Genomic DNA, 23803 nt, shown 5'->3' on the forward strand with positions numbered 1-23803 from the left:
AATTCCTTCCAGATCTGAGGTCGAGGTCAGGCGGACTCGACGAGGGCGACGGCGCCGAGGCCGCCGGCGGCGCAGACCGAGATCAGCGCACGCGCGGGCTGCCCGGTCTCGGCGGCCTTCGCGGCCACCAGCTTCGCGGCGGTCGCGATGATGCGGCCGCCGGTCGCGGCGAACGGGTGGCCCGCGGCGAGCGAGGAACCGTTCACGTTGAGCTTGCTGCGGTCGATCTTGCCGAACGCGCCGTCGAGACCGAGCTCGGTGCGGCAGTACTCCTCGTCCTCCCACGCGGCCAGGGTGGTCAGCACCGTGGAGGCGAAGGCCTCGTGGATCTCGAAGAAGTCGATGTCCTCCAGCGTGAGGCCGTGGCGGGCCAGCAGGCGGGGGACGGCGGCGGCCGGCGCCATGAGCAGGCCCTCGTGGCCGTGCACGAAGTCGACGGCCGCGGTCTCGGCGTCCACGAACTTCGCCAGGACCGGCAGGTCGCGCTCCTCGGCCCACTCGCGCGAGGCGAAGAGGACGGCGGAGGCGCCGTCGGTCAGCGGCGTGGAGTTGCCGGCGGTCATCGTGGCGGCGGTGTCGAGCGACGAGCCGAACGCCGGCTTGAGCTTCGCGAGCTTCTCGAGCGAGGTGTCGGGGCGCAGGTTGTCGTCGCGCGTGAGGCCCCTGAACGGCGTGACCAGGTCGTCGAAGAACCCGGACTCCCAGGCGCGGGCGAGGTTCTGGTGCGAGTTGAACGCGATCTCGTCCTGGGCCTCGCGGCTGATGCCCCACTTGGCGGTGGTGATGGCCTGGTGCTCGCCCATGGAGAGGTGGGTGCGCGGCTCGCCCGTGCTCGGGCTGACCGGGGCCAGGTCCTTGGGGCGGATCGCGGCCAGCGCCTTGAGCTTCGCGCCCGTCGTCTTGGCGTGGTTCGCGTCCAGGAGCGCGGCGCGCAGCCGGTCGCTGACGACGATCGGCGCGTCCGACACGGTGTCCGTGCCGCCGGCGATCGCGGACTCGATCTGGCCCAGCTTGATCTTGTTGGTCACCGCGATGGCGGCCTCGAGGCCCGTGGCGCAGGCCTGCTGCACGTCATAGGCCGGCGTCGTGGGCGACAGGGAGGAGCCCAGCACGGACTCGCGGATCAGGTTGAAGTTCTTGCTGTGCTTGAGCACGGCGCCTCCGACGACCTCGCCGAGGCGCTCGCCCTGCAGGCCGAAGCGGGCGACGAGGCCCTCCAGCGCCGCGGTGAACATGTCCTGGTTGCTGGTCCGGACATACTTCTTGCCGGCGCGGGAGAACGGGATGCGGTTGCCGCCGATGATCACGGCTTCGCGCGTGGACGGGACGGGGGAGGGCGTAGTGGACACGGCGCTGTTCCTTCTCACTTCATCGTCGGGCAGATGGCCTCGCTGGTCGAGCTCGTCGAGGCCGATGAGGGCGGCGACCCGGATCGCCCCGGGGTGGTGCCCAGGACTCACAGTACCTGATACTCTCAGTCTCGTGAGACGAATCACAAGACCTCTAACGAGTCAAGGTGGGGAGGCGGACCGATGAGCATCGGAGTCGACGGTCGTTCGACCCGCTGGGACGACCACCGCACGGCCCGTCGGGCAGAGCTCGTCCGCGCCGCGCGCAAGGCCGTGCACCGCCTCGGACCTGCGGTCTCGATGGACGAGATCGCCGCCGCCGCGGGAACCTCCAAGTCAATCGTCTACCGGTACTTCGACGACAAGGCGGGCCTGCGGCTCGCCGTCGCCGAGACCGTGGTGATGCAGATGCACGACGCGCTCCGCGCCGCCGCGCAGCAGGCGGACAACCCCGAGATGGCGCTGCGCGAGATGGTACGGGTCTACCTCGAGATGATCGAGAGCTCGCCCAACGTCTACTGGTTCGTCACCCGGACCGCGATCGGCGGCAACGAGCCCGCGCCCGTCGAGAGCGGCCGCCGCGGCCGCCGCGCCCCGGCCCCGGCCCCCGCCGCCGACGACGCCGGCGCCGGCTCGCCCGCGGACCTGCACCCGCTGGGCGCCTACCTCGACTCGGTGATCGAGCTCGTCGCCGAGCCGTTCGCGCGGGCCACCGACGTCCCGCACGCCGATGCCGCGGCCTGGGCCGCTGGCGCCGTCGGCTTCGTACGCGGCTCCGGTGAGTGGTGGCTCGGCCACCGCAGCATCGAGACCAAGCCTCTGACCCGCGAAGAGCTGACCGAACGCGTGACGCTCTGGCTCTGGACCGGCCCCGTGGGCGTGCTGCACCACGACCGGCCCGGCGCCGCACCCGCAACTGCCTGACCCGACCCACCCTCCCGACACTCAGACCTGGCCCTCCGGCCGAACACCGAGGAGAACCGATGACGACCACCTCCGAGCCCGTGACCACAGCGCCGGCCCCTCAGGCCGCGGCGCCCAAGCCCGAGGCGACCCGTCCGTCGTCGGGCACCCGCGTGGACGTGCCCGCCCTGCAGCACATGCTGCTCGGCCGCTGGCCCGAGGTGCGGTCCGAGGCGCGTCGCCTGATGGCGGAGCACCCCGAGCTCTGGAAGAAGGAGGGGATCACCAAGGAGGAGCACCGGGAGATCGCCCTGGGTCAGCTCAAGGCGCTGGTGCCCTACGGGCAGGTGCTGCGGGCCTTCCCCGAGCGCCTCGGGGGCCGCGACCAGGCGGGCGCCAACCTCGTGAGCTTCGAGGAGCTCGTGACCGCCGACCCCTCGCTGCAGATCAAGGCGGGCGTGCAGTGGGGCCTGTTCGCCGCGGCGATCCTGCACCTCGGCACCGAGGAGCAGCAGGACCGGCTGCTCCCCGGCGCGATGGACATGACCGTTCCCGGCGCGTTCGCGATGACCGAGACGGGCCACGGCTCCGACGTCGCCTCCATCGGCACCACCGCGACGTACGACCCGGAGACCGAGGAGTTCGTCATCAACACCCCGTTCCGCGGGGCGTGGAAGCAGTACCTCGGCAACGCGGCGAAGGACGGCGTGGCGGCGACGGTGTTCGCCCAGCTCATCACCAACGGCGTCGACCACGGCGTGCACTGCTTCTACGTGCCGATCCGCGACCCGCGGACGCTGGAGTTCCTGCCCGGCGTCGGCGGCGAGGACGACGGCCAGAAGGGTGGCCTCAACGGCATCGACAACGGCAAGCTGCACTTCACGAACGTGCGCGTGCCGCGCCGCGACCTGCTCGCCCGCTACGGCCAGGTGGCCGCGGACGGCTCCTACACCTCCTCGATCGACAGCCCCGGCCGCCGCTTCTTCACCATGCTCGGCGCCCTGGTGCAGGGCCGCGTGTCTCTCGACGGCGCGGCGATCACCGCGGCGAAGGTCGGCCTCGCGATCGCCACGAAGTACGCCGACCAGCGTCGCCAGTTCTCGCCGTCGGCCGGTGCCGACGAGCTGACGCTGCTCGACTACGCGACGCACCGTCGCCGGCTCTTCCCCCGTATCGCCGAGGCGTACGCGATGCACTTCGCGCACGACGAGCTGCTGGACCTGTTCGACGACGTGTTCTCGGGCCGCGAGGACACCCCCGCCAAGCGCGAGGACCTGGAGACGACGGCGGCGGCGCTCAAGGCGACCTCCACCTGGTACTCCCTCGACACCCTGCAGGAGTGCCGCGAGGCTTGCGGCGGCGCCGGCTTCCTCTCCGAGAACCGCTTCACGAGCCTGCGCGCGGACCTCGACATCTATGCCACCTTCGAGGGCGACAACCACGTGCTGCTGCAGCTCGCGGCCAAGCGCCTCGTGGGTGACCACGGCAAGAAGATGGCGAAGGCGGCCAAGTCTCCGGCTGGCCTGGCGGGCATCGTGGCCGGGCAGGCCAAGGACGCGGTGCTGCACAAGCTCCCGCTGCGGAAGCTCGGCCAGTCGGTGGCCGACGGCGGCGGCGCGCGCGCCGCGGGTCGCCTGCTCGACGCCGACGTGCAGCGCGGGCTGATCGCCGGCCGCTACGAGGGCATGGTCGCTGCCACCGCGATGGGCATGCGCCCGGCGCTCAAGGCCGACTCGATCAGGGCACAGGAGATCTTCGACGACAACCAGGTGCGCCTGCTCGGGTCCGCGGCCGCATGGGCCGAGCTCGTCCGCTGGGACGCGTTCACGAAGGCCATCAACACGGTGTCCGACGCTGGCACCCGCAAGGTGCTCACCCTGCTTCGCGACATCTACGGCCTCACCACCATCGAGCGCCACCTCGACTGGCACCTGACCAACGGCCGCCTCTCGACCGGGCGCGCGAAGGCCGTGACGGCGACGATCGACCGGCTGCTCAAGGCGCTCCGCCCGCACGTGCTCGACGTCATCGACGGCTGGGGCTTCTCGCAGGAGCACCTGCGCGCCCCGATCGCCGACGGCTCCGAGAAGGTGCGCCAGGACGAGGCGCGCGCCTACTACCGGGAGCTGCGCGCGAGCGGCACGGCGCCGATCAGCGAGAAGGAGCTGCGCAAGCGGCAGGCGAAGCCCGCCTGATCCACGCGAAGAACCGCAGCGAGAGAGAACCGCAGAACCTGGGCTGTCCAGGCTGCGGTTCTCTCTCGCTGCGGTTCTACTTCGCGGTGATGAGGGTGGTCACGCGGCGTCCGGCACCGCGGCGACGGCCGGGACGGGGAGCTGCTGCACCGGAGCCGGGGCGGCCGGCTCGGTCGCGGGCTCCTCTTCCTCTTCCTCCTCGTCGTCGACGGGGCGCGCGAGCGGCCCGCCAAGGGTGACCGGGGCGCGCAGCAGCGCTGGATCCGGTTCGGGTGTTGCTCGTACCGCAGCAAAAGTGCCCGCCAGCCCGAGGAGGGCGGCGAGCACCGCGAGCGGTACGAGCTGATATGCGAGCGTGATTCCTAGCAAAGCGCCGCCGCCCACGGCGGCGATCGATCCGAGGACGATTACACGGGCCATCTGGAGCCTCCCTGCCAAGGTGTCTCCGAGGAGAAATTGCCTGACCCCAGGGGGGAACTCTTGTGGTGCCGGGCCCCCGCAGATGCCGCTCGGGCGTCTGGGAGCGCACGAAGGCATGGGCTGGAGTCCAGCTGAGCTGGGGCTCATCAGAATTTTTTGGCGAGCCTGCCTCGCCGTCGTTCCAGCAAACCTCAACCGGCGCGGCTCCGCACCTCGAATCACACCGGTCCTGGTCACGACTGGGTCACGACCTGGGCTGGCCGGCACTCACACCGGGTTGCAGTGCGCGGTGGCGGTGAGGATCAGCCCGACGTCGGGCCGCCAGGGCTCGAGGTTCCACGTGGTCTTGTCGGGCGCGCCCACCGCGTGGCACACGAGCTGGTGCTCCATGGTGGTGCTGTCCGCCTCGGGCTGGGCGGCCACGAGCTGGGTGCGGATCAGGTCGAGCCCGGCCTCGCCCGCGCGCCTGGCCCAGTCCGTCGGGTCGACGGCGAGCGACCGTCCGCCCTCGTTCTCGCCCCAGGTGGCGCTCTCGATCGCCTGCGTGCCCACCACGAACGTGACGCGTAGCGGCTCGGTGCCGGCGGTGCCGGCGTCGGGCGCTGTTCCGGCGGACCCGTCGTCGACCTCCAGCCGGGCGTGGGTCGCGTCCGTGTCGGTGACCTCGATGCGCGGCACGTCGTCCCCGGTGCCCGACGGCGGCGTCGGCGGGCTGACTGCGGCGACCGGCGTGCCGTTGCCGTCGAGCACGGTGATGCTGCCGTCGGAGTCGACGTCGAGCGCGCCGGGCGAGGCGAGGGCGAGGCGGGCGGAGCGGCCGGGGGCGAGGCTGAGGGTGACGGTCCGCGTGCCCGGCCCGTGGGCGTCGGCCTGCACGACGGCGGCCTGCTGCGATCCGACACGAAGGACGACGTCGTCGACGGTGACCGCGCTGGTGTGCAGCCTCGGCGCGGCGTCGTCCTGCCCTGGTGTCAGTGTCGAGTGTGATGCTGTGGACGTCGGCTCCCCGGCCCGGTCCGATCCGGCCGCGCGCTCGGTCAGGCCGCAGCTGCTCAGGGCAAGGATCGTGGCCAGTGCGGCGCACGCGGCGAGGGGCGACGTAACGGCTCGGCGGATCGGCACAGGCCCATTGTGCGGGTAGCGGGCGACCGGCACAGGTTGGCGTGCCGGGTGGCGCGCGTCGGCGTCACCCCCTATGGTTAGAACATGCGTTCGAACAAGGTGCTGGTGACCCGGGTTCCGGCCAACGTGCCGGGCCAGTCTCCGCGCGGTGCAGCTGCGCCGCGCGAGTCGGGGTTCGTGAGCCGTTTCGCGAACCTCACGGAGGCGGTCGACGCTGTGGCGGCGGTCGACTCCCTGCTTGCCTCGCTCGCGGCTTCACGTGCCGTGCTCATGGAATCGGTCCGGGAGTGGGTGGCCGATCAGCCCGAGCGGTTCGACGCCCCCGAGGTCGAGGCGGACGACCCGGCAGGGCTGGCGCCAGAGCTCGTCGAGCAGCTTGCTAGGGCGTTGCGGGTGCCGGAGGGCTCGGTCGTCGCCTTCATCGAGGAGTCCCGGGCGCTGGTGCACGAGCACCCGCGTACGCTCGCTGCGCTGCGCGGCGGGCACATCACGCACGCGCACGCGCAGACGATCATCGGCTACACGGACGGGCTGCGCCGGGGGAACCGGGTGGCGCTGGAGACTCGCCTGCTCAAGCAGGCACGCAGCACGACGCCCGGTGAGCTGAGCCTCGTCGCGCGGGCCGAGCGCGAGCGCCGGCTACGTCCGGAACGGAGGGCGGAGCCGCGGACCGCGCCCCGGAGTGCGCCGCAGGTCGAAGCGCCGTCGGAGCGCCGGGCCGGGCGGTCTGCGGGAGGGCTGGCCGGGCGCCAGGCCGCGGCCAGGTCCAGGCGTCAGCGGATCAGCGCTTTCCCCACAGGTCGTCCCACGCCGTGAACGGGTCGTTGGTAGGTGGGGTCTGCTTCTGGCCACCACCGGCGGCCGCCGGGGGAGCCGGTCTGCCCCAGGTGGGCGCGTCCCACACCGGCGCGCTCTGACCGTGCTGGTCCTGGCCGGGGCTGTACGGGGCCCAGTTCTGCTCGGCCGTTCCGCCGGACTGCTGATCGGCCGCACCGGTCCCGTACTGCTCCGAGGGCTGCTCGGGGGCGGCGGGGTACGAGTCGTGCGGGGCGTCGTACCCCTCGTCCGGGGTTGCGGGCTGGGCCGCCTGGTACGGCTCCAGCCAGGGCTGTGCCGACTCGGTCTGCCCCGACCAGAGCGGCGCGGCCGCGTTCTGCCCGGACCAGGGCTGGGCGGGGGCGGCGGGCGTCTCGTAGCTCGGAGCGCCACCGCCCGGAACGTCAAAGCCCAGGGCGTCGTAGCCCTGTGCGGCGTAGTTCTGTGCGGCGTACGGCACCTGGCCGAACCCCTCGTGCTCGCGGCCCGGCGACGGCGGGAGCGACGGAAAGCCGTCGTCGTTCCGCTGCGGGGCGGCGACCGCTGCGAAGGTCGTGGTGGCCAGGTACTGCTCGAACGGGACGTCGAAGGTCTCGTCCTCCGACCATGCCGGGTCCCAGGACTCGACGACGGGCGGGGCCGCCCGGCGGCCGCCGTCGGGCAGCGGGGGCAGGCTGATCTCGCCCGAGCTGTGCAGCACCCGGTCGTGCATCTGCCCCACCCAGTTGAGGGCGAGCTCGAAGCGCATCGTGCCGAGGCCGTTCACGCCCAGCTCACCGCCGAGGGCGGGGTGCGGGTTGAACGTGTAGACGTCCTCCTCGGTGAGGCGGATGCCGCGGCTCCGTGCGTCGCGGACCAGGTCGTCCATGAGGTAGGTGGCGCGGCCGTCGGGCGACTCCAGCTCCTCGTACATGGTGACGGCGGAGGTCCAGCGGAGCTCCAGGGTGCCCTCGACCGTGTCCAGGAACCACCATCCGTCCAGCGACTCGAGGAAGATGTCACCGAAGCAGGTGGCGAAGCGCGGGGTCTGCTCGCGAAGCCCCAGCCACTGCCAGGAGGCAAGCCCGAACTCGAAGGCAACCTTCGGGAAAGTCCGGAGCAGCTTCATGTCCGAATGAAACCACTATCGGGTAAACGTCGGGAACCCCCATGTGACATCTTTGTTTCACCCTGAGCGTGAGCCGACGAGCTCAGGCCAGGCCCGACTGGTAGGCGAACACCACGAGCTGGGCTCGGTCGCGCGCCGAGAGCTTGATCATCGCGCGTGAGACGTGCGTCCGGGCGGTGGCCGGGCTGAGCACCAGCTCCTCCGCTATCTCGTGGTTGCTCATCCCCTGCGCCACGAGGCCGACGACCTGGTGCTCGCGGTCGGTGAGGTCCCCGATCCGCGGGTGCGGCTCCAGTGCACGCGGGGAAGCGGCGGTGAACTCCCGGATCAGCGTCCGCGTGGCCGACGGCGCCAGCAGCGCACCGCCGTCGTGCACCGTGCGGATCGCGGCCACGAGATCGGCCGGCGGGGTGTTCTTGAGGAGGAACCCGCTGGCCCCGGCACGCAGGCCGTCGACGACGTACTGGTCGTGCTCGAAGGTGGTGAGCACGACGACGCGCGTGGCGGTGAGGTCGGGGTCCTCGGCGATCCGCCGCGTCGCCTCGATGCCGTCGATGCCGGGCATCCGGATGTCCATGAGCACCACGTCCGGCCGCAGGCGGCGGGCCTCGGCGACGGCGGCGATCCCGTCCGCCGCCTCGCCCGCGACAGTGGTGTCCTCCTCCCCCGAGATGAGGGCGCGCAGGCCCATCCGGACCAGGTCCTGGTCGTCCACGAGCAGTACCGAGATCATGCGACACCTCCCGCGGGCAGTGCCGCCCGCACCTCGAAGGACTCGTCGACGGGCCCGGCGTCGAGCCGCCCGCCCAGGGACTCGACGCGGTGCCGCATCCCGGTGATGCCGAACCCGGCGACGAACGCGCCGTCGGCCGTGCGCGGGTTGCGGACCGCCAGCCGGACGGCGTCCGGCTCGTACGCCACCTCGACCCGGGCGGCTGAACCGGCTCCGTGCTTGACCACGTTGGTCAGCGACTCCTGGAGCACACGGTAGGCGGCGAGGTCGACGGCGTCGGGCAGCGGCCGGGGTGTGCCGGTGACGGCGAGGTCCACAGAGACCCCCGCGGAGCGGACGCGCTGCGCGAGCACCTCGAGGTTGGCGAGCCCGGCCGTCGGCGCGCGCTCGGGACCGGCACCGCGGCCGGAACCGGGCCGGATCTCCGCGAGCGTGGTCCGCAGCTCGGTCAGCGCCTCGTTCGCGGCCTTCGAGATGGCCTCCAGCGCGGTGGTGGCGTCGTCCGGCGTGCCCAGGTGGAGCGCGATGTCCGCCTGCATCTGGATCGCGGCCAGGCCGTGCCCCACCACGTCGTGCACCTCGTGCGCGAGCTGCAGCCGCTCGTCGTCGCGTGCCTGCTGCTCCGCCGCCGTCCGCTCCGCCGCGCGCGCCTCGTGCCACATCCGCCGGGCGATGCCGATGCTGAACGGCACCGCCACGATGGCGCTCGCCGGCACCAGCGCGACCGGCAGGGGGAGCGCGGCCGGATGTGTGAAGACGTGGATCAGGAGCAGCGCCAGCGTCGCAGCGCCGTACAGCAGCGCCGGGCGGAGCGGGCGACGTCGGGCCAGGGAGTAGACCGCCACCACCAGGCACACCATCGCCGGGCCGTACGGGTAGGCGAGGAGCAGGTAGGTGACGGTGGCGGCGGTGACGACGCCCAGCGTGAGCACCGGCCAGCGGGTACGGAACACCGTCCCCACCGCCGCGATGGTCGCCAGCGTGTACGCCAGGCCGTCGACCGGGCGGACCCCGGCCGGTGCAGGCAGGAACTGCAGCGTGAGCAGCGTGAGCGCCGTAAGCGCTGCCGCCACCCCTACGTCGACCAGACGCAGCTTTCCCATGTCTCCCTCACCTCCAGCCCCACTGTGTCCGACGGCGGACCGTGCGTCACCCCCTGCGCGCCGTAGCCCGGTGTACGTAGTGGGACGTACGCGGAGCCGCCCGCCGACGTCGGGCGGCGCACTGCGGGTGGGTGGCCGTCAAGCTCGTCATGAACGTGCTGCTGTGCGTGCTGATCGTCGTCGCGCTGCAACCGGGCATGGCCGACGTCGGCGCGGCCGGTGTCGCGGTCGAGGCCGGGCAGGTCCCGGCTACCGACCTGTCCTCGCTCGTGTACCCGCCCACCGTGTCGCTCACGATGCTTGCGGTGGCCACCGTGCTGTCCGTGTACAAGCCGTGGGGGCGGGTGCGCCGGCGCTCGCGGGGCGTGCCCGCGAGAGCGTCACGGCCCACCGTTCCTGTATGACCCGGCGTGGACCTGCTCTGCTACGTGCTCGAGCCGTAGCGCGGCCTGCCGGGCGTCACCGCGCGACCCGCGGTGTCCGGCCCGCGCCCGGCCACCGCAGCAGCCCCGACGTGATCGCCACACCCAGCAGGAGCAGCAGCCCTCCGCCCGCCTCGGCCGCGTTCGGCACCTCGCCCTGCGCGAGCCAGGCCGCCGTCATACCGACCACGGGCACCAGCATCGTGAACGGCACCACCGCGCCCGCCCGGTAGCGGGCCAGCAGCGTGTTCCAGATGCCGTAGCCCACCAGGCTCGCGAGCCACGCGGTGAAGAGCGTGGACAGCACGGCGGCCCAGGTGGGGTGCGTGAGCGAGTACCCGACGTCGGCCGGGCCGTCCAGCACGAGCGCCAGGGCGAACATCGGCACCGGAACCACCAGCGCGGACCACACGGTCATGGACAGGCCGGCCAGCGGGCTCGGCCGGGCACCGGCCACCTGCGTCGCCGACCCGAGCCGCCGCACGATCACGTTGCCGGTCGCCCACGACGCCGCGGCCGCGAGAGTGAGCAGGAACGCGAGGCCCGGCGTCGCCGCCGACCGGCCGAGGCCGACGATCACCAGTCCCACCGCGCCGAGCAGGACCCCCACGAGCTGCGGCGTCGTCGGGCGCTCGCGGAGGGCGAGGCTCGCGAACAGGACCGTGAGGACCACCTGCGCCTGGAGCACGAGCGAGGCGAGGCCGGGCGGCATGTCGAGCCAGATCGCCGTGTACATGAGCGCGAACTGGCCGAGGCTGAGGAACAGCCCCACCACCAGCACGTCCTTCATGGGCACCGCGGGGCGAGGGACCAGGAAGATCGCCGGGACCAGCACCACCACGAAGCGGATCGCGAGGAACAGCACGGGCGGCACGTCGTCGACGCCGATATCGATCGCGAGGAAGTTGGTGCCCCAGATGATCATGACGAGCACGGCGAGGAGCGAGTGGCGCAGGGGCATGCGGTCATCGTTGACCGCGCCAACCCTGTACGTCCATCGCGTATCACTGGCTGACTCTTCAGCGGGGCTGAACAGTGGTCGCGCCCCGAGTACGTACTTTCACCATCTTGTTCCACGAGCGGGTGAAAAGTAGCGTCCCTGACAGCTTGCCAGTGCGATCGATCGCCAGGCCCGTCCCGCCTCCTGTACGGCGGGAGACACATCTTCGCGAAGGAGCGTCCGATGCGTAGCACCAGACACCGCACTATCCGTACCACCGTCACGGCGGCCGCCGCCGCGACCCTCGTCCTGTCCGCCTCGCTCGTCGCCTCCGCGGCAGCACCGAAAGCGCACGACGCCGGCTCGGCCCTGTCGGCGCAGGACGCGGCGCCGGCCGCCGTCGGCGCCCTGACCTGGTCGGACGAGTTCGACGGCGCAGCGGGCAGCGCCCCCAACGGCGCCAACTGGAACCAGGAGACCGGAGGCGGCGGCTGGGGCAACAACGAGCTGCAGGTCTACACCAACTCCCGCGACAACTCGGCCCTGGACGGCAACGGCAACCTCGTCATCACCGCCCGCTCGGACGGGAACGGCGGCTACACCTCCGCCCGGCTGACCACGGCGAACAAGGTCGAGCCGCAGTACGGGCGCCTCGAGGCCCGCATCAAGATCCCGCGCGGCCAGGGCATCTGGCCCGCCTTCTGGATGCTCGGCGGCCAGATCGACTCCGGTGTCCCGTGGCCCAGCTCGGGTGAGATCGACATCATGGAGAACGTCGGCTTCGAGCCGCACATGGTGCACGGCACGCTGCACGGCCCGGGCTACTCCGGCGGCAGCGGGATCGGCGCCGCGTACACCCACCCGCAGGGCTGGTCGTTCGCCGACGACTTCCACACCTTCGCGATCGACTGGCAGCCCGGCCGGATCAGCTGGTCGGTGGACGGGAACGTCTACCAGACCCGCACCACGGCGGACGTCGGCGGCAACCAGTGGGTCTTCGACCAGCAGTTCTTCTTCCTGCTGAACGTCGCGGTGGGCGGCAACTGGCCCGGCTACCCCGACGGCACCACGCAGTTCCCGCAGCAGATGGTCGTCGACTACGTCCGGGTGTACGACTCACAGCTCTGACGCGCACAGCAGGGCGGTCTCGTCGTCGCCGGACGGCGGGACCGCCCTGCCGCGTGACGCGTCGTAGACTGGCGGGGCGCTCCGGCGCCCAGAAACCTACCCCGCACGCGAGGAACTACATGACCGCGCCCGCGTCCCAGGCACCCTCCCGCTCGAAGCTCGCCGTTCCGAAACTGGACACGGTGGAGGCCGCAGCCGCCACCCCCGATGAGGTGCAGCCGTACGGAGAGCTCGGACTCAAGGAGGACGAGTACCAGCGCATCAAGGACATCCTGGGCCGCCGCCCCACCGCGGCCGAGCTCGCGATGTACTCCGTGATGTGGAGCGAGCACTGCTCCTACAAGTCGTCGAAGGTGCACCTGAGCAAGTTCGGCGAGAAGGTGACCGACGAGATGAAGGAGCACCTCCTCGTCGGCATCGGTGAGAACGCCGGCGTCGTCGACATCGGCGACGGCTGGGCCGTCACCTTCAAGGTCGAGTCGCACAACCACCCGTCGTTCGTCGAGCCCTACCAGGGCGCCGCGACCGGTGTGGGCGGCATCGTCCGCGACATCATCTCGATGGGCGCGCGCCCCGTCGCCGTCATGGACCAGCTCCGCTTCGGCGCCGTCGACCACCCCGACACCGCGCGCGTCGTGCACGGCGTCGTCTCGGGCGTGGGCGGCTACGGCAACTCCCTCGGCCTGCCGAACATCGGCGGCGAGCTCGTCTTCGACGGCTCCTACCAGGGCAACCCGCTCGTCAATGCGCTCTGCCTCGGCGTGCTGCGGCACGAGGACATCCACCTCGCCAACGCGACCGGCCTCGGCAACAAGGTCGTGCTGTTCGGCGCCCGCACGGGCGGCGACGGTATCGGCGGCGCCTCGATCCTCGCGTCCGAGACGTTCGAGGACGGCGTCCCCGCCAAGCGCCCGAGCGTCCAGGTGGGCGACCCCTTCATGGAGAAGGTGCTCATCGAGTGCTGCCTGGAGCTGTTCTCGGCCAAGGTCGTGGAGGGCATCCAGGACCTCGGCGCCGCGGGCATCTCCTGCGCCACCTCGGAGCTCGCCTCCAACGGTGACGGCGGCATGCACGTGGACCTCGACGACGTGCTGCTGCGCGACCCCACGCTGAACGCCGGCGAGATCCTCATGTCGGAGTCGCAGGAGCGCATGATGGCCGTGGTGCGCCCCGACCAGCTCGACGCGTTCCTCGCGATCACCGGCAAGTGGGAGGTCGAGACCGCCGTCATCGGCGAGGTCAACGGCTCCGGCCGCCTCACGATCGACCACCACGGCCAGCGGATCGTGGACGTCGACCCCAAGACCGTGGCGCACGAGGGGCCCGTGTACCACCGGCCCTACGCCCGTCCGGCTTGGCAGGACGGCCTGCAGGCCGACACGACGACGGCGGCCGGCCTGGCGCGTCCGGCGTCCGGCCCGGAGCTGCGCGAGACCGCGCTGAAGCTGCTGGCCTCGCCGAACCTCGCCTCCAAGGCGTGGGTCACCGACCAGTACGACCGCTTCGTCCAGGGCAACACGGCGCTCGCCCAGCCCGACGACGGCGGCGTCATCCGGGTCGACGAGTCCACCGGGCTCGGCGTCGCACTGGCGACCGACGCGAACGGCCGCTACGGCAAGCTCGACCCGCGCACGGGCGCCGCGCTGGCCCTCGCGGAGGCGTACCGTAACGTCGCCACGTCCGGCGCCGAGCCGCTCGCCGTGACGGACTGCCTCAACTTCGGCTCGCCGGAGCACCCCGACTCGATGTGGCAGCTCGTCGAGGCGATCGAGGGCCTCGCCGACGCCTGCCAGGAGCTCGGCGTCCCGGTCACCGGCGGCAACGTCTCGCTCTACAACGGCACCGGCGAGCCGGGCCAGATCGACTCCTCGATCCACCCCACCCCCGTGGTGGGCGTGCTCGGCGTGCTCGACGACGTCAGCACCGCCCTCCCGTCCGGCTGGCAGACCGAGGGCCTCTCCCTCCTCCTGCTGGGCACCACGCGGGACGAGCTCGACGGCTCGGCCTGGGCCGACGTCGTGCACTCGCACCTCGGCGGCCTGCCGCCACGGGTGGACCTGGCCGCCGAGAAGGCGCTGGCCTCGGCCCTCGTGGAGGCGCGGAAGGCGGGCCTCGCGGCCGCCGCGCACGACCTGTCCGAGGGCGGCCTGATCCAGACGCTGCTCGAGGCGTCGCTGCGCTTCGGCGTCGGCGCGTCGGTGGCGCTCGAGGGCGTGACCGGCCGCGACAAGGTGGACCCGTTCGTTGCGCTGTTCGCGGAGTCGACCGGCCGGGTCGTCGTCGCGATCGATCCCGAGCACGAGGGCGAGCTGACCCACCTGGCCGAGGACGCCGGCGTGCCGGTGCTGCGCCTCGGCACCACCGGCGGCGACGCCGTGGTGATCGAGGGCCAGTTCGAGATCCCGCTGGCCGAGGCCCGCGAGGCGTTCGAGGGGACCCTCCCGAGCATCTTCGGCTGAGCCCGACCCGTCAGTAGAGCGCCTGACCGGCCCACCCGCACCGAGGTAGCGGGTGAAGTCGGGCGGGCGCTCTACTTGTGCGCCCAGGTCACCACATGCGCAACCGCCCAGCCGATAGGGTCCGGGAGTGCGATTTGTCCATGGCTTCACCTCTTCCGTGCTCTGGATCATCGCGATCCCCTTGCTCCTGGTCGCGCTGGCCAGGGTGCTCCCGTTCGACGGCGTGGTTCCCCTGCCGCACCTCGTGGCGTTCACGCCGTGGGCGACGCTCGCGACGCTGCCGCTGCTGATCATCACGCTGTTCTCGCGCCGCTGGGTCCTGAGCCTGCTGCTCGCGGCCTCGCTCGCGGGTTTCTTGTACTGGATGGTGCCGTTCTTCACGCCCCCGGAGACGTCGACGGTGGCCGACCCGGCCGACGCAGGCACGCTGCGGGTCATGACGGTGAACACCCTGTACGGGCAGGCCGACGCCGAGAGCGTGGTCGAGCTGGTGGACTCGCAGAACGTCGAGGTGCTCGCGGTCCAGGAGCTGACCCCCGCCTTCGAGGAGGCCCTCGCCGACGCCGGGCTCGACGACCTGCTGCCGCACAGCTTCACCGTGCCCGCCGACGACGGCCCCGCCGGCAGCGGGCTCTGGTCGTCCACGGAGCTCACGGAGGTGGAGCAGCTGGCCGGCACGAGCTTCGCGATGCCGTCGGCCCTCGTCGCGGTGGGCGGCACCGACGTCCGGGTCACCGTGGTGCACCCGCACCCGCCGATGCCGAACGACATCACGACGTGGCGCACCGAGCTCGCCGCGCTCGCGGATCAGGTCCAGGCGGACAAGACGCCGCAGATCATGGCCGGCGACTTCAACGCCACCTACGACCACGCGAGCTTCCGCGCGCTGCTCGGCTCGCGGTTCTCCGACGCCACCCGCGAATGGGGTGCCGGACCGGCCGTGACCTGGCCGGAGGGCAGCCGGGTGCCCGCGCTCTTCGCGCTGGACCACGTGGTGGTGGAGAAGGACATGCCCGTCTCCGACGTCGTCTCCATGCAGGTCCCGGGCACCGACCACCGGGCGCTCGTGGCCACCGTCGTCGTCGAATAGCACAGCGACACCGCGCGAGGAGCGCGGAACCGGCTTATGTTCGCACTTGTGCCGACACGTCAGATGCGCCTCGCGCCCGCTGCCCCCGACGACGTGAGCGCTGCCCTCGCGGCACTTCGCGCCGAGGTCGGCCTGCCCGCGATGTTCCCGCAGGACGTGCTCGAGGAGGCCCGGACGGCCGTCGGGAAGGACTTCTCCGCGGGCCGGAAGGACCGCCGCGACATCGAGTTCGTCACCATCGATCCGCCCGGTTCCAAGGACCTGGACCAGGCGGTTCACGTGGAACAGTCGGGCGAGGGGTACGTGGTGCACTACGCCATCGCGGACCTCGGCGCCTTCGTGACACCGGGCGGCGCCCTCGACGCCGAGGTGCGCAAGCGCGGCATGACCGTCTACGGCCCGGACGCCCGCACCCCGCTGCACCCGAAGGTCCTGTCCGAGGGCGCGGCGAGCCTCCTGCCCGAGGAGAACCGCCCGGCCGTGCTGTGGACGGTCACCCTGGACGCGCGCGCCATCATCACCGGCGCCTCGCTGGAGCGCGTGGTCGTACGCAGCCGCGAGCGGCTCACCTACGCGGAGGTGCAGTCCAGCCTCGACGCGGGCACGGCGAGCGAGTCGCTGCAGCTCCTGGCCGACGTCGGACGCCTGCGCCAGTCGCTGGAGGCCGCGCGCGGCGGCGTCTCGCTGGAGGTGCCCGAGCAGGAGGTGGAGTGCCGCGAGGACGGCACGTTCACGCTGTCGTTCCGGCGCAACCTGCCGGTGGAGGAGTGGAACGCCCAGATCTCCCTGCTCACGGGCATCGTGGCCGCCCACCTCATGCGTCAGGCGGGCGTGGGGATCCTGCGCACCCTCCCCGAGGCCGACCCGCGCGACCTGGCGCGCCTGCACCGCACCGCCCGCGCGCTGCGCATCGAATGGCCCGACGACGTCCCGTACTCGCGCCTGGTCCCGACCCTCGAGTCGCGCATCCCGGAACACGCGGCGTTCCTCAACGAGGCGGTGACGCTCTTCCGCGGCGCGGGGTACGTGGCGTTCGGCATGCCGGGGCCCGACGGCGCCGTCGTGCCGCCGCCCGAGAACACCCGGCACGCCGCCATCGCCGCCGACTACGCGCACGTCACGGCGCCCCTGCGCCGCCTGGTGGACCGGTACGCGACCGAAGTCTGCCTCGCGATCCATGCCGGCACCCCCGTGCCCGCCTGGGTGCTGGAAGCCATGCCCGCACTGCCCGCCGTCATGGCCGAGACCGGCCGCCGCGCCTCGTCGTTCGAGCGGGAGTGCGTGGACATCGTCGAGGCATCACTCCTCGCCGACCGCCTGGGTGAGGAGTTCGACGGCGTGGTGGTCGACATCGACGACCCGGACAAGGAGGTGCAGCGCGGCCAGGTGGTGCTGCGCGACCCGGCGGTCCGGGCCCGCGTCGTCGGCCCGCGGCTCCCGCTGGGCGACGAGGTGCGGGTCACGCTCGCCGAGGCCGACGTCGCCGAGCGCCGCGTCACGTTCACGCTCGGGGGCCGTCCGGTCGACCCGGTGGCCGGCCGGTCGGCTGTTCCGGAGCGCGCCGGACGGCGTCCGTCGGCGGCGCGGCGGCCGTCCTCGGGGACGGGACGGCGCTCGGCCGCTCCGGCACCGTTCGCGACCCCGGGCGACGGGCCGGTCCCCGCGCACGGGACGGTCGTGCGGCCCGAGCGCGAGCTCGAGGCGGCGGGGAGCCCGGAGCCGCCTCCGCGGCCGGAGCCGAGCCCGAGCCCGCAGCCGCGCCCCACTCCCCGGCCGCAGCCGCGTCCCACTCCCGGGCCGCAGCCGCGTCCCACTCCCGGGCCGCGGCCGACCCCTCCTCCCCAGCCCCAGCCGCGTCCCCAGCCCCAGCCCCAGCCCCAGCCCGAGTCCGTTCCGGAACCGCGGGCCGGTGCCGGACTGGCGACCCCCGACCTGCCGCGCCGCCGTTACGACCTGGGCTATCCGCCGATGAGCCGGCCCGTGCGTCCCCAGGTCCGGGACGAGATGCCGCTGTCGGAGCCCTGGCCGCGGCACGCGCCGACCGCGGGCGCGCCGTCGCGGCCGGTGCCCGAGGTGCAGGCGGGGGTGCACCCGGACGTCGTCCAGGAGGCCGACTATTCGATCGTGTCGTCGCTCGAGCTGCCGGTGGTGGTGGCAGCGGACCTGCTCGCCGTGGAAGGTCGGGCGTCGCACGAGTACCGGTACTGAAGCGGCGGTCCGCAATACTGACCCCATGACCAATGCTGTTCCCGGTGCTGCCCGGAGGGCGGGTGCCGCCGCCGCGCTCGGCGCGGCGTTGCTCCTGACCGCCTGTACGCCGTCGGACGGCGCCGAGGAGCTGGAAGCCCTCTTCGACGAGGAGCAACAGTCCGACGACGTGCTCCCCGACAGCGTGCTCGACGACGTCGCCGTGGACGGCGGGACCACCCGCCGCCTCGGCACGGACGACGACGCCACCTTCTACGCCGCTCGGTCGAACGAGGGCGCCTCCACCTGCCTGGTCCTGGTCGACGACGCCGCGGGCGAGGGCGTCTCGAGCTGCACCATGACGCCCAACCCGACGGGCACCGAGGTCTCGAACGGCAGGAGCAAGGTCATGTTCGTCATGCCCGGCACCGACTTCACCGGCCTCGAGCAGTCCGGCTGGACGCGGCTCGGCGACTTCCTGGCGGTGCAGTAGTGCCCCCGCGGCGCCGGACGGATCCGGCGACCGGGCGTGCCGCCGTCGCGATGTGGGCGCGGGGTGAGGCGGAGCGCCGGGACGTGACCACTGCGGTGCGGTTCACGCTGGAGGAGCTGGCCGACATCGCCCCCGGGAACTCCGTGGAGGTGCGCGTGCCGCCGGCGGGCGCGGTGCAGGCCGTCGCCGGGCCCCGGCACACGCGGGGCACGCCGCCGAACGTGGTCGAGACCGATCCGGAGACCTGGCTCGGCCTGGCCACGGGCACCGTGGCCTGGGCGGACGCCGTCGCGGACGGGCGCGTGCACGCCTCGGGCGACCGCTCCGACATCTCCCATCTGCTGCCGCTGACGGTCGGGCGCCGGGCGGCGTCCGGGACCGGCGGCGAGCCGGAGCCTCCAGTCGTTCCAGGGTGAACCTGACGCCGGCGGCGTGTGCCGGGCAACGGATGTCGGTGACACCCGCTAGCCTCGGCGTCGATCTCGTGGCTCGGTTGCGGGCGGGTTCACCCGGTGCGGGGACGTCAGTTCTCCCGACCGGTGTCCGGCCGTAACCGCAGGTTAACGATGCAGTGATTGGTTGGTGGCACTCGTGCCGGACCGCCTGCGCAATCGATGCGCGCCCGGCCGCGGCGATGCCGCCGAGCAAGTCGTCCAGCAGCAGTGCACTCCACCCCGGCCACTCGGTCGGCTATTGCAGAAGGAGTCAGCGTGAGACCCAGCACGCTCCGGTCCCCGCGACCGAACCCCCGACCCCGTGGAAGGGCCGCAGTCGCAGTGGCGCTCTCCGCAGCGCTCGCCGTGCCCGCGACGGCGGCTGTTGCCGCGCCCTCGGCCACCGAGGACGGCCCGGACTCCGGGCACGTCGTCATCAGCGAGGCATACCTGGTGGGCGGCAGCGCCGGCCAGCCGTACCGGAACAAGTTCGTGGAGCTCTACAACCCGACGGACGAGCCCGTCAGCGTCGACGGCTGGTCGGTCCAGTACAAGTCTGCGACGGGCGCGTCGTTCTCCGGAGTCACCGCGCTGAGCGGCACCATCGCCGCCGGTGGCCACTACCTGGTGCAGGGCGCCTCGAACGCGGCCAACGGCGAGCCGCTCCCCACGCCCGACGCCGTGGGCAGCCTGAACCCGAGCGGCACGGCCGGCGTGGTCGCGCTCGCGTCGCAGGCCACCGCCGTCACGCCCGCCAAGGGCGCTGTGGCCGAGGGTGCCGCGGGCGTCGTCGACCTGCTCGGTTATGGCACCGCCGACACGTTCGAGACCGCTCCCGGCCCGGCCGGCCAGGGCACGGGCGTGGTCGGGTCACTGGAGCGCACCGGCGAAGCGGGCGACAACTCGGCCGACTTCGTGTTCACCGCCGAGGTGACCCCTAGCAACGGCGAGAGCTCGGAGCCCGAGCCCAGCCCCACCCCGTCGGAGCCGACCGAGCCCGCCGAGATCACCCCGATCGCCGAGATCCAGGGCACCGGCGACGCCTCGCCGCTCGCCGGCGCGACGGTCACGACGCGTGGCGTCGTCACCGCCGTCTACGCGACCGGCGGATTCAACGGGCTGTACCTGCAGACCGCTGGCACGGGCGGTAGCGAGGACCCGACGCCCGGCGCGTCGGACGGCGTCTTCGTCTTCTCGGCAGCGGCCGCCGCGGATCTGTCGGCGGGCGACCACGTGGAAGTGACCGGCGCGGTCTCCGAGTACAACGGGCTGACGGAGCTCACACCGTCGTCGAGCGGCTGGACCGTCCTGGACGAGCCCGCGACGGTTGAGCCGACGGCGACCGCCTGGCCCGCCACCGCCGCAGGGCGCGAGGCGCTCGAGGGCATGCTCCTCGCGCCACAGGGTGAGTTCACGGTGACGGACAACTACAGCACCAACTACTACGGCACGGTCGGCCTGGCCGCGGGCGACAGCCCGCTGGTGCAGCCCACCACGGCGGGCCGCCCGCTGTCCGCCGAGTACGACGCACAGATCGCGGACAACGCGGCGCGCGGCGTGCTGCTCGACGACGGGTCGAGCTGGAACTACAACTCGACCGCCAACAAGGCGCAGCCGCTCCCGTGGCTGACTGGTGGTGACCCTGTGCGCGTGGGTGCGGCCGTCACGTTCACGCGTCCTGTTGTGCTGGACTACCGGTACGACGCATGGGGTTTCCAGCCGACAGCGCAGCTGACACCGGACGTCGCCGACGCCGTGCAGCCCGCGACCTTCGAGGACACTCGCGAGGCAGCGCCCGCCGAGGTGGGCGGCGACCTGCAGGTCGGCACGTTCAACGTGCTGAACTACTTCAGCACCACGGGTGACGAGCTCACGGGCTGCACCTACTACAACGACCGCGCGGGCGACCCGGTCACCGTCTCGGGCGGCTGCGACGCTCGCGGCGCGGCCGAGGAGGAGGACCTGCAGCGTCAGCAGACCAAGATCGTCGCGGCGATCAACGCGCTCGGCGCGGACGTCGTCTCGCTGCTGGAGGTCGAGAACTCGCGCTACTTCCTGGGCAAGTCCCGGGACCAGGCGCTCTCGGACCTGGTGGACGCGCTCAACGCCGCAGCGGGCGCGGGGACGTGGGCCTACGTGGCCTCACCCGCCGAGGTGCCTGCCGACGAGGACGTGATCCGCAACGCCTTCATCTACCGCACTGCCACGGCCGAGCCGGTGGGCGAGTCGCACATCCTGCTGACGGGCGACGCCTTCGACAACGCCCGCCGTCCGCTGGCGCAGGTCTTCCAGCCCGCGGGCGGTGCGGCCGAAGCGAGCGACGACGTCCTCGTGGTGTCCAACCACCTCAAGTCGAAGGGCTCGGCCGGACCGTGGCCGGGCGACGCCGACCAGGGTGACGGCCAGGGTGCGTCGAACGAGTCGCGGGTGCGTCAGGCGAACGACCTCGTGGCCTTCGCGGACGCCCAGGCCCAGGCGGCCGGGACGGACAAGGTCCTGCTGGTCGGCGACTTCAACGCCTACGAGCAGGAGGACCCGATCCAGGTCCTGGCCGACGCCGGCTACGTCGACCTCGGCGCCGAGACCGGCGAGTACTCGTACAACTTCGACGGCATGGTCGGCTCGCTCGACCACGAGCTGGCCTCCCCCGCGGCGGCCGAGCTGGTCACCGGCGTGGACATCTGGAACATCAACGCGTACGAGCCGGTGGCCAACGAGTACAGCCGCTACAACTACAACGCGTCGATCCTCTACGACGAGACGCCGTTCCGGTCCTCGGACCACGACCCGGCGATCGTCGGGCTGGACCTCGGCGCCACCACCACCGAGCCCGGCACCGTCGACCTGGACCTCGTCGCCATCAACGACTTCCACGGTCGCATCGACGCCAACACCGTCAACTTCGCGGGCACGGTGGAGCAGCTGCGGGCGCAGAACCCCGACGGCACCGCGTTCGTCTCGGCTGGCGACAACATCGGCGCCTCGCTGTTCGCGTCCGCGCTGCAGCAGGACCAGCCCACCATCGACGTGCTGAACGCGTTGGGCCTGAAGACCTCCGCGGTCGGCAACCACGAGTTCGACCAGGGCATGACGGACCTTACGGACCGAGTCGTTCCCGCATCGGACTTCAGCTTCCTCGGTGCCAACGTCTACGACGAGGCCACGGGTGAGGCCGCGCTCCCGGAGTACGACGTGATCCCGGTCAACGGGGTCGACGTCGGCTTCGTCGGCGTGGTCACGGAGGAAACGCCCACGCTGGTCACGCCCGCGGGCATCGAGGGCCTGACGTTCGGCGACCCGGTCGAGGCGATCAACCGCGTCACGGACGAGCTGCTCGACGGCGACGCCGCGAACGGCGAGGCGGACGTGGTAGTCGCCCTCGCGCACGACGGTGCGAGCGCGGGCACGCCCGACGGCGCCACGCTGGAGGAGGAGATCGCCGCGGGCGGCCCCTTCGCCGAGCTGGTGCAGAACACCGACCCGCGTGTCGCGGCCATCTTCACGGGCCACACGCACAAGCAGTACGCGTGGGACGCCCCGGTCCCGGGTACGGAGGGGGAGACCCGTCCGATCGTCCAGACCGGAAACTACGGCGAGTTCCTGGGCCACGTCTCCCTCACGGTGGACACCGAGTCGTTCGACGTCACCGACTACACGGTCGAGAACGTGGCGCGCACGACCACTCCGGCCGCCGAGCTGATCGCGACGTACCCGGTGGTCGCGGAGGTCGACTCGATAGTCGACGCCGCGCTGGCCGAGGCCCAGGAGATCGGCGCGCAGCCGGTCGGCGAGGTCACCGCGGACGTCACGACGGCGTTCTCGGGCGGCTCCTACACGGACGGCGTCTACACCGGCGGCAACCGTGACGACCGCGCTTCGGAGTCGGCGCTCGGCAACCTCGTGGCCAACTCGCTGCGCGACTCCCTCGCCAGCGAGGAGCGGGGCGGCGCTGACATCGGCGTCGTGAACCCGGGCGGCCTGCGCAACGAGCTGTACTTCGGTGCGGACGGCATCATCACCTACGCCGAGGCCAACGCCGTGCTGCCGTTCGTCAACAACCTGTGGACGATCACGCTCACGGGCGCGCAGCTCGACACCCTGCTCGAGCAGCAGTGGCAGACGGACGCGAACGGCAACCGCCCCTCGCGCCCGTACCTGGCGCTGGGACTGTCGGACAACGTGTCGTACACCGCGGTCACGGCCGACGGGAACGCGACGCCGGGCGACAACATCTCGTCGATCACGGTCGACGGCGTGCCGGTGGACCCCGCCGCGGAGTACCGCATCGCGACGTTCTCGTTCCTGATCTCCGGCGGCGACAACTTCCGGGTCTTCACCGAAGGCACGGACGGCCGCGACTCGGGCCTGGTGGACCGGGAGGCGTGGATCTCGTACCTGGACAGCTCCTCGCCGATCACGCCGAGCTTCGCCCGCACCCGCACGGTCACGACGACCCTGCCGGGCACGGTCGAGGCGGGCGCCTCGACCGACATCAGCCTGTCGGGTCTCGACCTCACCTCGCTCGGCTCGCCGCAGAACACCGCCGTCGAGACCTTCCTGGTCCCGGCCGGCGGCGAGGCCGCCGAGGGCGTCTCCCTCGGCACCGGCACGGTGGCCAACGGCGCGACGTCGTCCACCGTCACCGTCCCGGCCGGCACGACGCCGGGCGCGTACCAGCTCCTGGTGACGGCGTCGCCGTCGGGCACAACTGCCCGGCTGCCGCTGACCGTGGAGGCGGCGGAGCCCGAGGCTCCCGCGTGGGTGCCGTGGAAGCTCTACTGGTGGGGCGACACCGTGTCCTACAAGGGCAAGGTCTACGAGGCGACCCGGCCGAACATCCTCCAGATCCCGGGCAAGGGAAAGCACAGCCCCTGGAAGCTGGTCGGCTGACCGGAGCGTGA

At 72.2% G+C, this 23803-nt stretch carries 18 protein-coding genes; 11 read left to right on the forward strand and 7 right to left on the reverse strand.

Annotation, left to right across the window (positions count from 1 at the left end; translation table 11 throughout):
* Positions 1 to 26 precede the first annotated feature (26 nt).
* Positions 27 to 1349, reverse strand: coding sequence for an acetyl-CoA C-acetyltransferase (locus tag C8K30_RS23410; protein ID WP_108495485.1), 1323 nt, complete (start codon positions 1347 to 1349; stop codon positions 27 to 29).
* Positions 1350 to 1532: 183 nt separating this feature from the next.
* Here C8K30_RS23410 and C8K30_RS23415 point away from each other — a divergent pair, with 183 nt between their 5' ends.
* Together C8K30_RS23415 and C8K30_RS23420 are read left to right on the forward strand one after the other, a co-directional pair.
* Positions 1533 to 2273: a TetR/AcrR family transcriptional regulator gene (locus C8K30_RS23415; RefSeq protein ID WP_108495316.1), complete on the forward strand. Its 741-nt coding sequence runs from the start codon at positions 1533 to 1535 to the stop codon at positions 2271 to 2273.
* A gap of 59 nt (positions 2274 to 2332) precedes the next feature.
* The gene (locus C8K30_RS23420) at positions 2333 to 4447 is read left to right on the forward strand and encodes an acyl-CoA dehydrogenase (protein WP_108495317.1); all 2115 of its coding nucleotides are present in this window, start codon (positions 2333 to 2335) and stop codon (positions 4445 to 4447) included.
* Positions 4448 to 4546: 99 nt separating this feature from the next.
* Here C8K30_RS23420 and C8K30_RS23425 read toward each other — a convergent pair whose 3' ends face one another.
* Both C8K30_RS23425 and C8K30_RS31030 read right to left on the reverse strand, forming a co-directional pair.
* Positions 4547 to 4867 (reverse strand): hypothetical protein, encoded by a 321-nt coding sequence (locus C8K30_RS23425; protein WP_108495318.1) that lies wholly within the window; start codon positions 4865 to 4867, stop codon positions 4547 to 4549.
* 267 nt (positions 4868 to 5134) lie between these two features.
* Positions 5135 to 5989: a DUF2599 domain-containing protein gene (locus C8K30_RS31030; RefSeq protein ID WP_199230662.1), complete on the reverse strand. Its 855-nt coding sequence runs from the start codon at positions 5987 to 5989 to the stop codon at positions 5135 to 5137.
* A gap of 84 nt (positions 5990 to 6073) precedes the next feature.
* Between C8K30_RS31030 and C8K30_RS23435 the strand changes: the two genes are divergently transcribed.
* Positions 6074 to 6805: a hypothetical protein gene (locus C8K30_RS23435; protein WP_108495319.1), complete on the forward strand. Its 732-nt coding sequence runs from the start codon at positions 6074 to 6076 to the stop codon at positions 6803 to 6805.
* On the opposite strand, the gene C8K30_RS30780 is transcribed toward C8K30_RS23435, so the two are convergent.
* From C8K30_RS30780 to C8K30_RS23450, 3 genes are all read right to left on the reverse strand, one after another.
* Entirely contained in the window at positions 6771 to 7913 is a 1143-nt protein-coding gene (locus tag C8K30_RS30780) for a T6SS immunity protein Tdi1 domain-containing protein (protein ID WP_158281108.1), read from the reverse strand. The genes C8K30_RS23435 and C8K30_RS30780 overlap by 35 nt on opposite strands.
* Positions 7914 to 7995: 82 nt before the next feature.
* A complete protein-coding gene (locus C8K30_RS23445; RefSeq protein ID WP_108495320.1) occupies positions 7996 to 8646 on the reverse strand; it encodes a response regulator transcription factor in 651 nt (216 codons plus the stop codon).
* Positions 8643 to 9749, reverse strand: a complete 1107-nt coding sequence (locus C8K30_RS23450; protein WP_108495321.1) for a sensor histidine kinase — start codon at positions 9747 to 9749, stop codon at positions 8643 to 8645. The genes C8K30_RS23445 and C8K30_RS23450 overlap by 4 nt, the downstream gene beginning before the upstream one ends.
* A gap of 131 nt (positions 9750 to 9880) precedes the next feature.
* On the opposite strand from C8K30_RS23450, the gene C8K30_RS23455 reads away from it, so the two are divergent.
* A complete protein-coding gene (locus C8K30_RS23455; RefSeq protein WP_199230663.1) occupies positions 9881 to 10153 on the forward strand; it encodes a hypothetical protein in 273 nt (90 codons plus the stop codon).
* 55 nt (positions 10154 to 10208) lie between these two features.
* Here C8K30_RS23455 and C8K30_RS23460 read toward each other — a convergent pair whose 3' ends face one another.
* Positions 10209 to 11132, reverse strand: a complete 924-nt coding sequence (locus C8K30_RS23460) for an EamA family transporter (protein ID WP_108495322.1) — start codon at positions 11130 to 11132, stop codon at positions 10209 to 10211.
* A 222-nt stretch (positions 11133 to 11354) separates the two neighbouring features.
* On the opposite strand from C8K30_RS23460, the gene C8K30_RS23465 reads away from it, so the two are divergent.
* The 7 genes from C8K30_RS23465 (at position 11355) to C8K30_RS23495 (ending at position 23792) form a co-directional block, all read left to right on the forward strand.
* The gene (locus C8K30_RS23465; protein ID WP_108495323.1) at positions 11355 to 12239 is read left to right on the forward strand and encodes a family 16 glycosylhydrolase; all 885 of its coding nucleotides are present in this window, start codon (positions 11355 to 11357) and stop codon (positions 12237 to 12239) included.
* Between the two features lie 119 nt (positions 12240 to 12358).
* Positions 12359 to 14698: a phosphoribosylformylglycinamidine synthase subunit PurL gene (gene purL, locus C8K30_RS23470; RefSeq protein ID WP_108495324.1), complete on the forward strand. Its 2340-nt coding sequence runs from the start codon at positions 12359 to 12361 to the stop codon at positions 14696 to 14698.
* 127 nt (positions 14699 to 14825) lie between these two features.
* Positions 14826 to 15788 carry an endonuclease/exonuclease/phosphatase family protein gene (locus C8K30_RS23475; protein WP_146197578.1) on the forward strand — a complete coding sequence of 321 codons (963 nt, stop codon included), beginning with the start codon at positions 14826 to 14828 and terminating at the stop codon, positions 15786 to 15788.
* 48 nt (positions 15789 to 15836) lie between these two features.
* Entirely contained in the window at positions 15837 to 17996 is a 2160-nt protein-coding gene (locus tag C8K30_RS23480) for an RNB domain-containing ribonuclease (protein ID WP_369940986.1), read from the forward strand.
* 25 nt (positions 17997 to 18021) lie between these two features.
* The gene (locus C8K30_RS23485) at positions 18022 to 18468 is read left to right on the forward strand and encodes a hypothetical protein (RefSeq protein WP_132233000.1); all 447 of its coding nucleotides are present in this window, start codon (positions 18022 to 18024) and stop codon (positions 18466 to 18468) included.
* Positions 18468 to 18884, forward strand: a complete 417-nt coding sequence (locus tag C8K30_RS23490) for a sterol carrier family protein (RefSeq protein WP_108495327.1) — start codon at positions 18468 to 18470, stop codon at positions 18882 to 18884. The genes C8K30_RS23485 and C8K30_RS23490 overlap by 1 nt, the downstream gene beginning before the upstream one ends.
* Before the next feature lie 360 nt (positions 18885 to 19244).
* Positions 19245 to 23792, forward strand: coding sequence for an ExeM/NucH family extracellular endonuclease (locus C8K30_RS23495; protein WP_108495328.1), 4548 nt, complete (start codon positions 19245 to 19247; stop codon positions 23790 to 23792).
* Positions 23793 to 23803 lie beyond the last annotated feature (11 nt).

The sequence above is a fragment of the Promicromonospora sp. AC04 genome, from assembly GCF_003058225.1.
Lineage (GTDB): Bacteria > Actinomycetota > Actinomycetes > Actinomycetales > Cellulomonadaceae > Promicromonospora.

Bases quoted from the DNA above. Each gene is read 5' to 3' on its own strand.
- C8K30_RS23415 (WP_108495316.1), top strand. From the start codon at position 1,533: ATGAGCATCGGAGTCGACGGTCGTTCGACCCGCTGGGACGACCACCGC.
- C8K30_RS23420 (WP_108495317.1), top strand. From the start codon at position 2,333: ATGACGACCACCTCCGAGCCCGTGACCACAGCGCCGGCCCCTCAGGCC.
- C8K30_RS23425 (WP_108495318.1), bottom strand. From the start codon at position 4,867: ATGGCCCGTGTAATCGTCCTCGGATCGATCGCCGCCGTGGGCGGCGGC.
- C8K30_RS23435 (WP_108495319.1), top strand. From the start codon at position 6,074: ATGCGTTCGAACAAGGTGCTGGTGACCCGGGTTCCGGCCAACGTGCCG.
- C8K30_RS30780 (WP_158281108.1), bottom strand. From the start codon at position 7,913: ATGAAGCTGCTCCGGACTTTCCCGAAGGTTGCCTTCGAGTTCGGGCTT.
- C8K30_RS23445 (WP_108495320.1), bottom strand. From the start codon at position 8,646: ATGATCTCGGTACTGCTCGTGGACGACCAGGACCTGGTCCGGATGGGC.
- C8K30_RS23450 (WP_108495321.1), bottom strand. From the start codon at position 9,749: ATGGGAAAGCTGCGTCTGGTCGACGTAGGGGTGGCGGCAGCGCTTACG.
- C8K30_RS23460 (WP_108495322.1), bottom strand. From the start codon at position 11,132: ATGCCCCTGCGCCACTCGCTCCTCGCCGTGCTCGTCATGATCATCTGG.
- C8K30_RS23465 (WP_108495323.1), top strand. From the start codon at position 11,355: ATGCGTAGCACCAGACACCGCACTATCCGTACCACCGTCACGGCGGCC.
- purL (WP_108495324.1), top strand. From the start codon at position 12,359: ATGACCGCGCCCGCGTCCCAGGCACCCTCCCGCTCGAAGCTCGCCGTT.
- C8K30_RS23485 (WP_132233000.1), top strand. From the start codon at position 18,022: ATGACCAATGCTGTTCCCGGTGCTGCCCGGAGGGCGGGTGCCGCCGCC.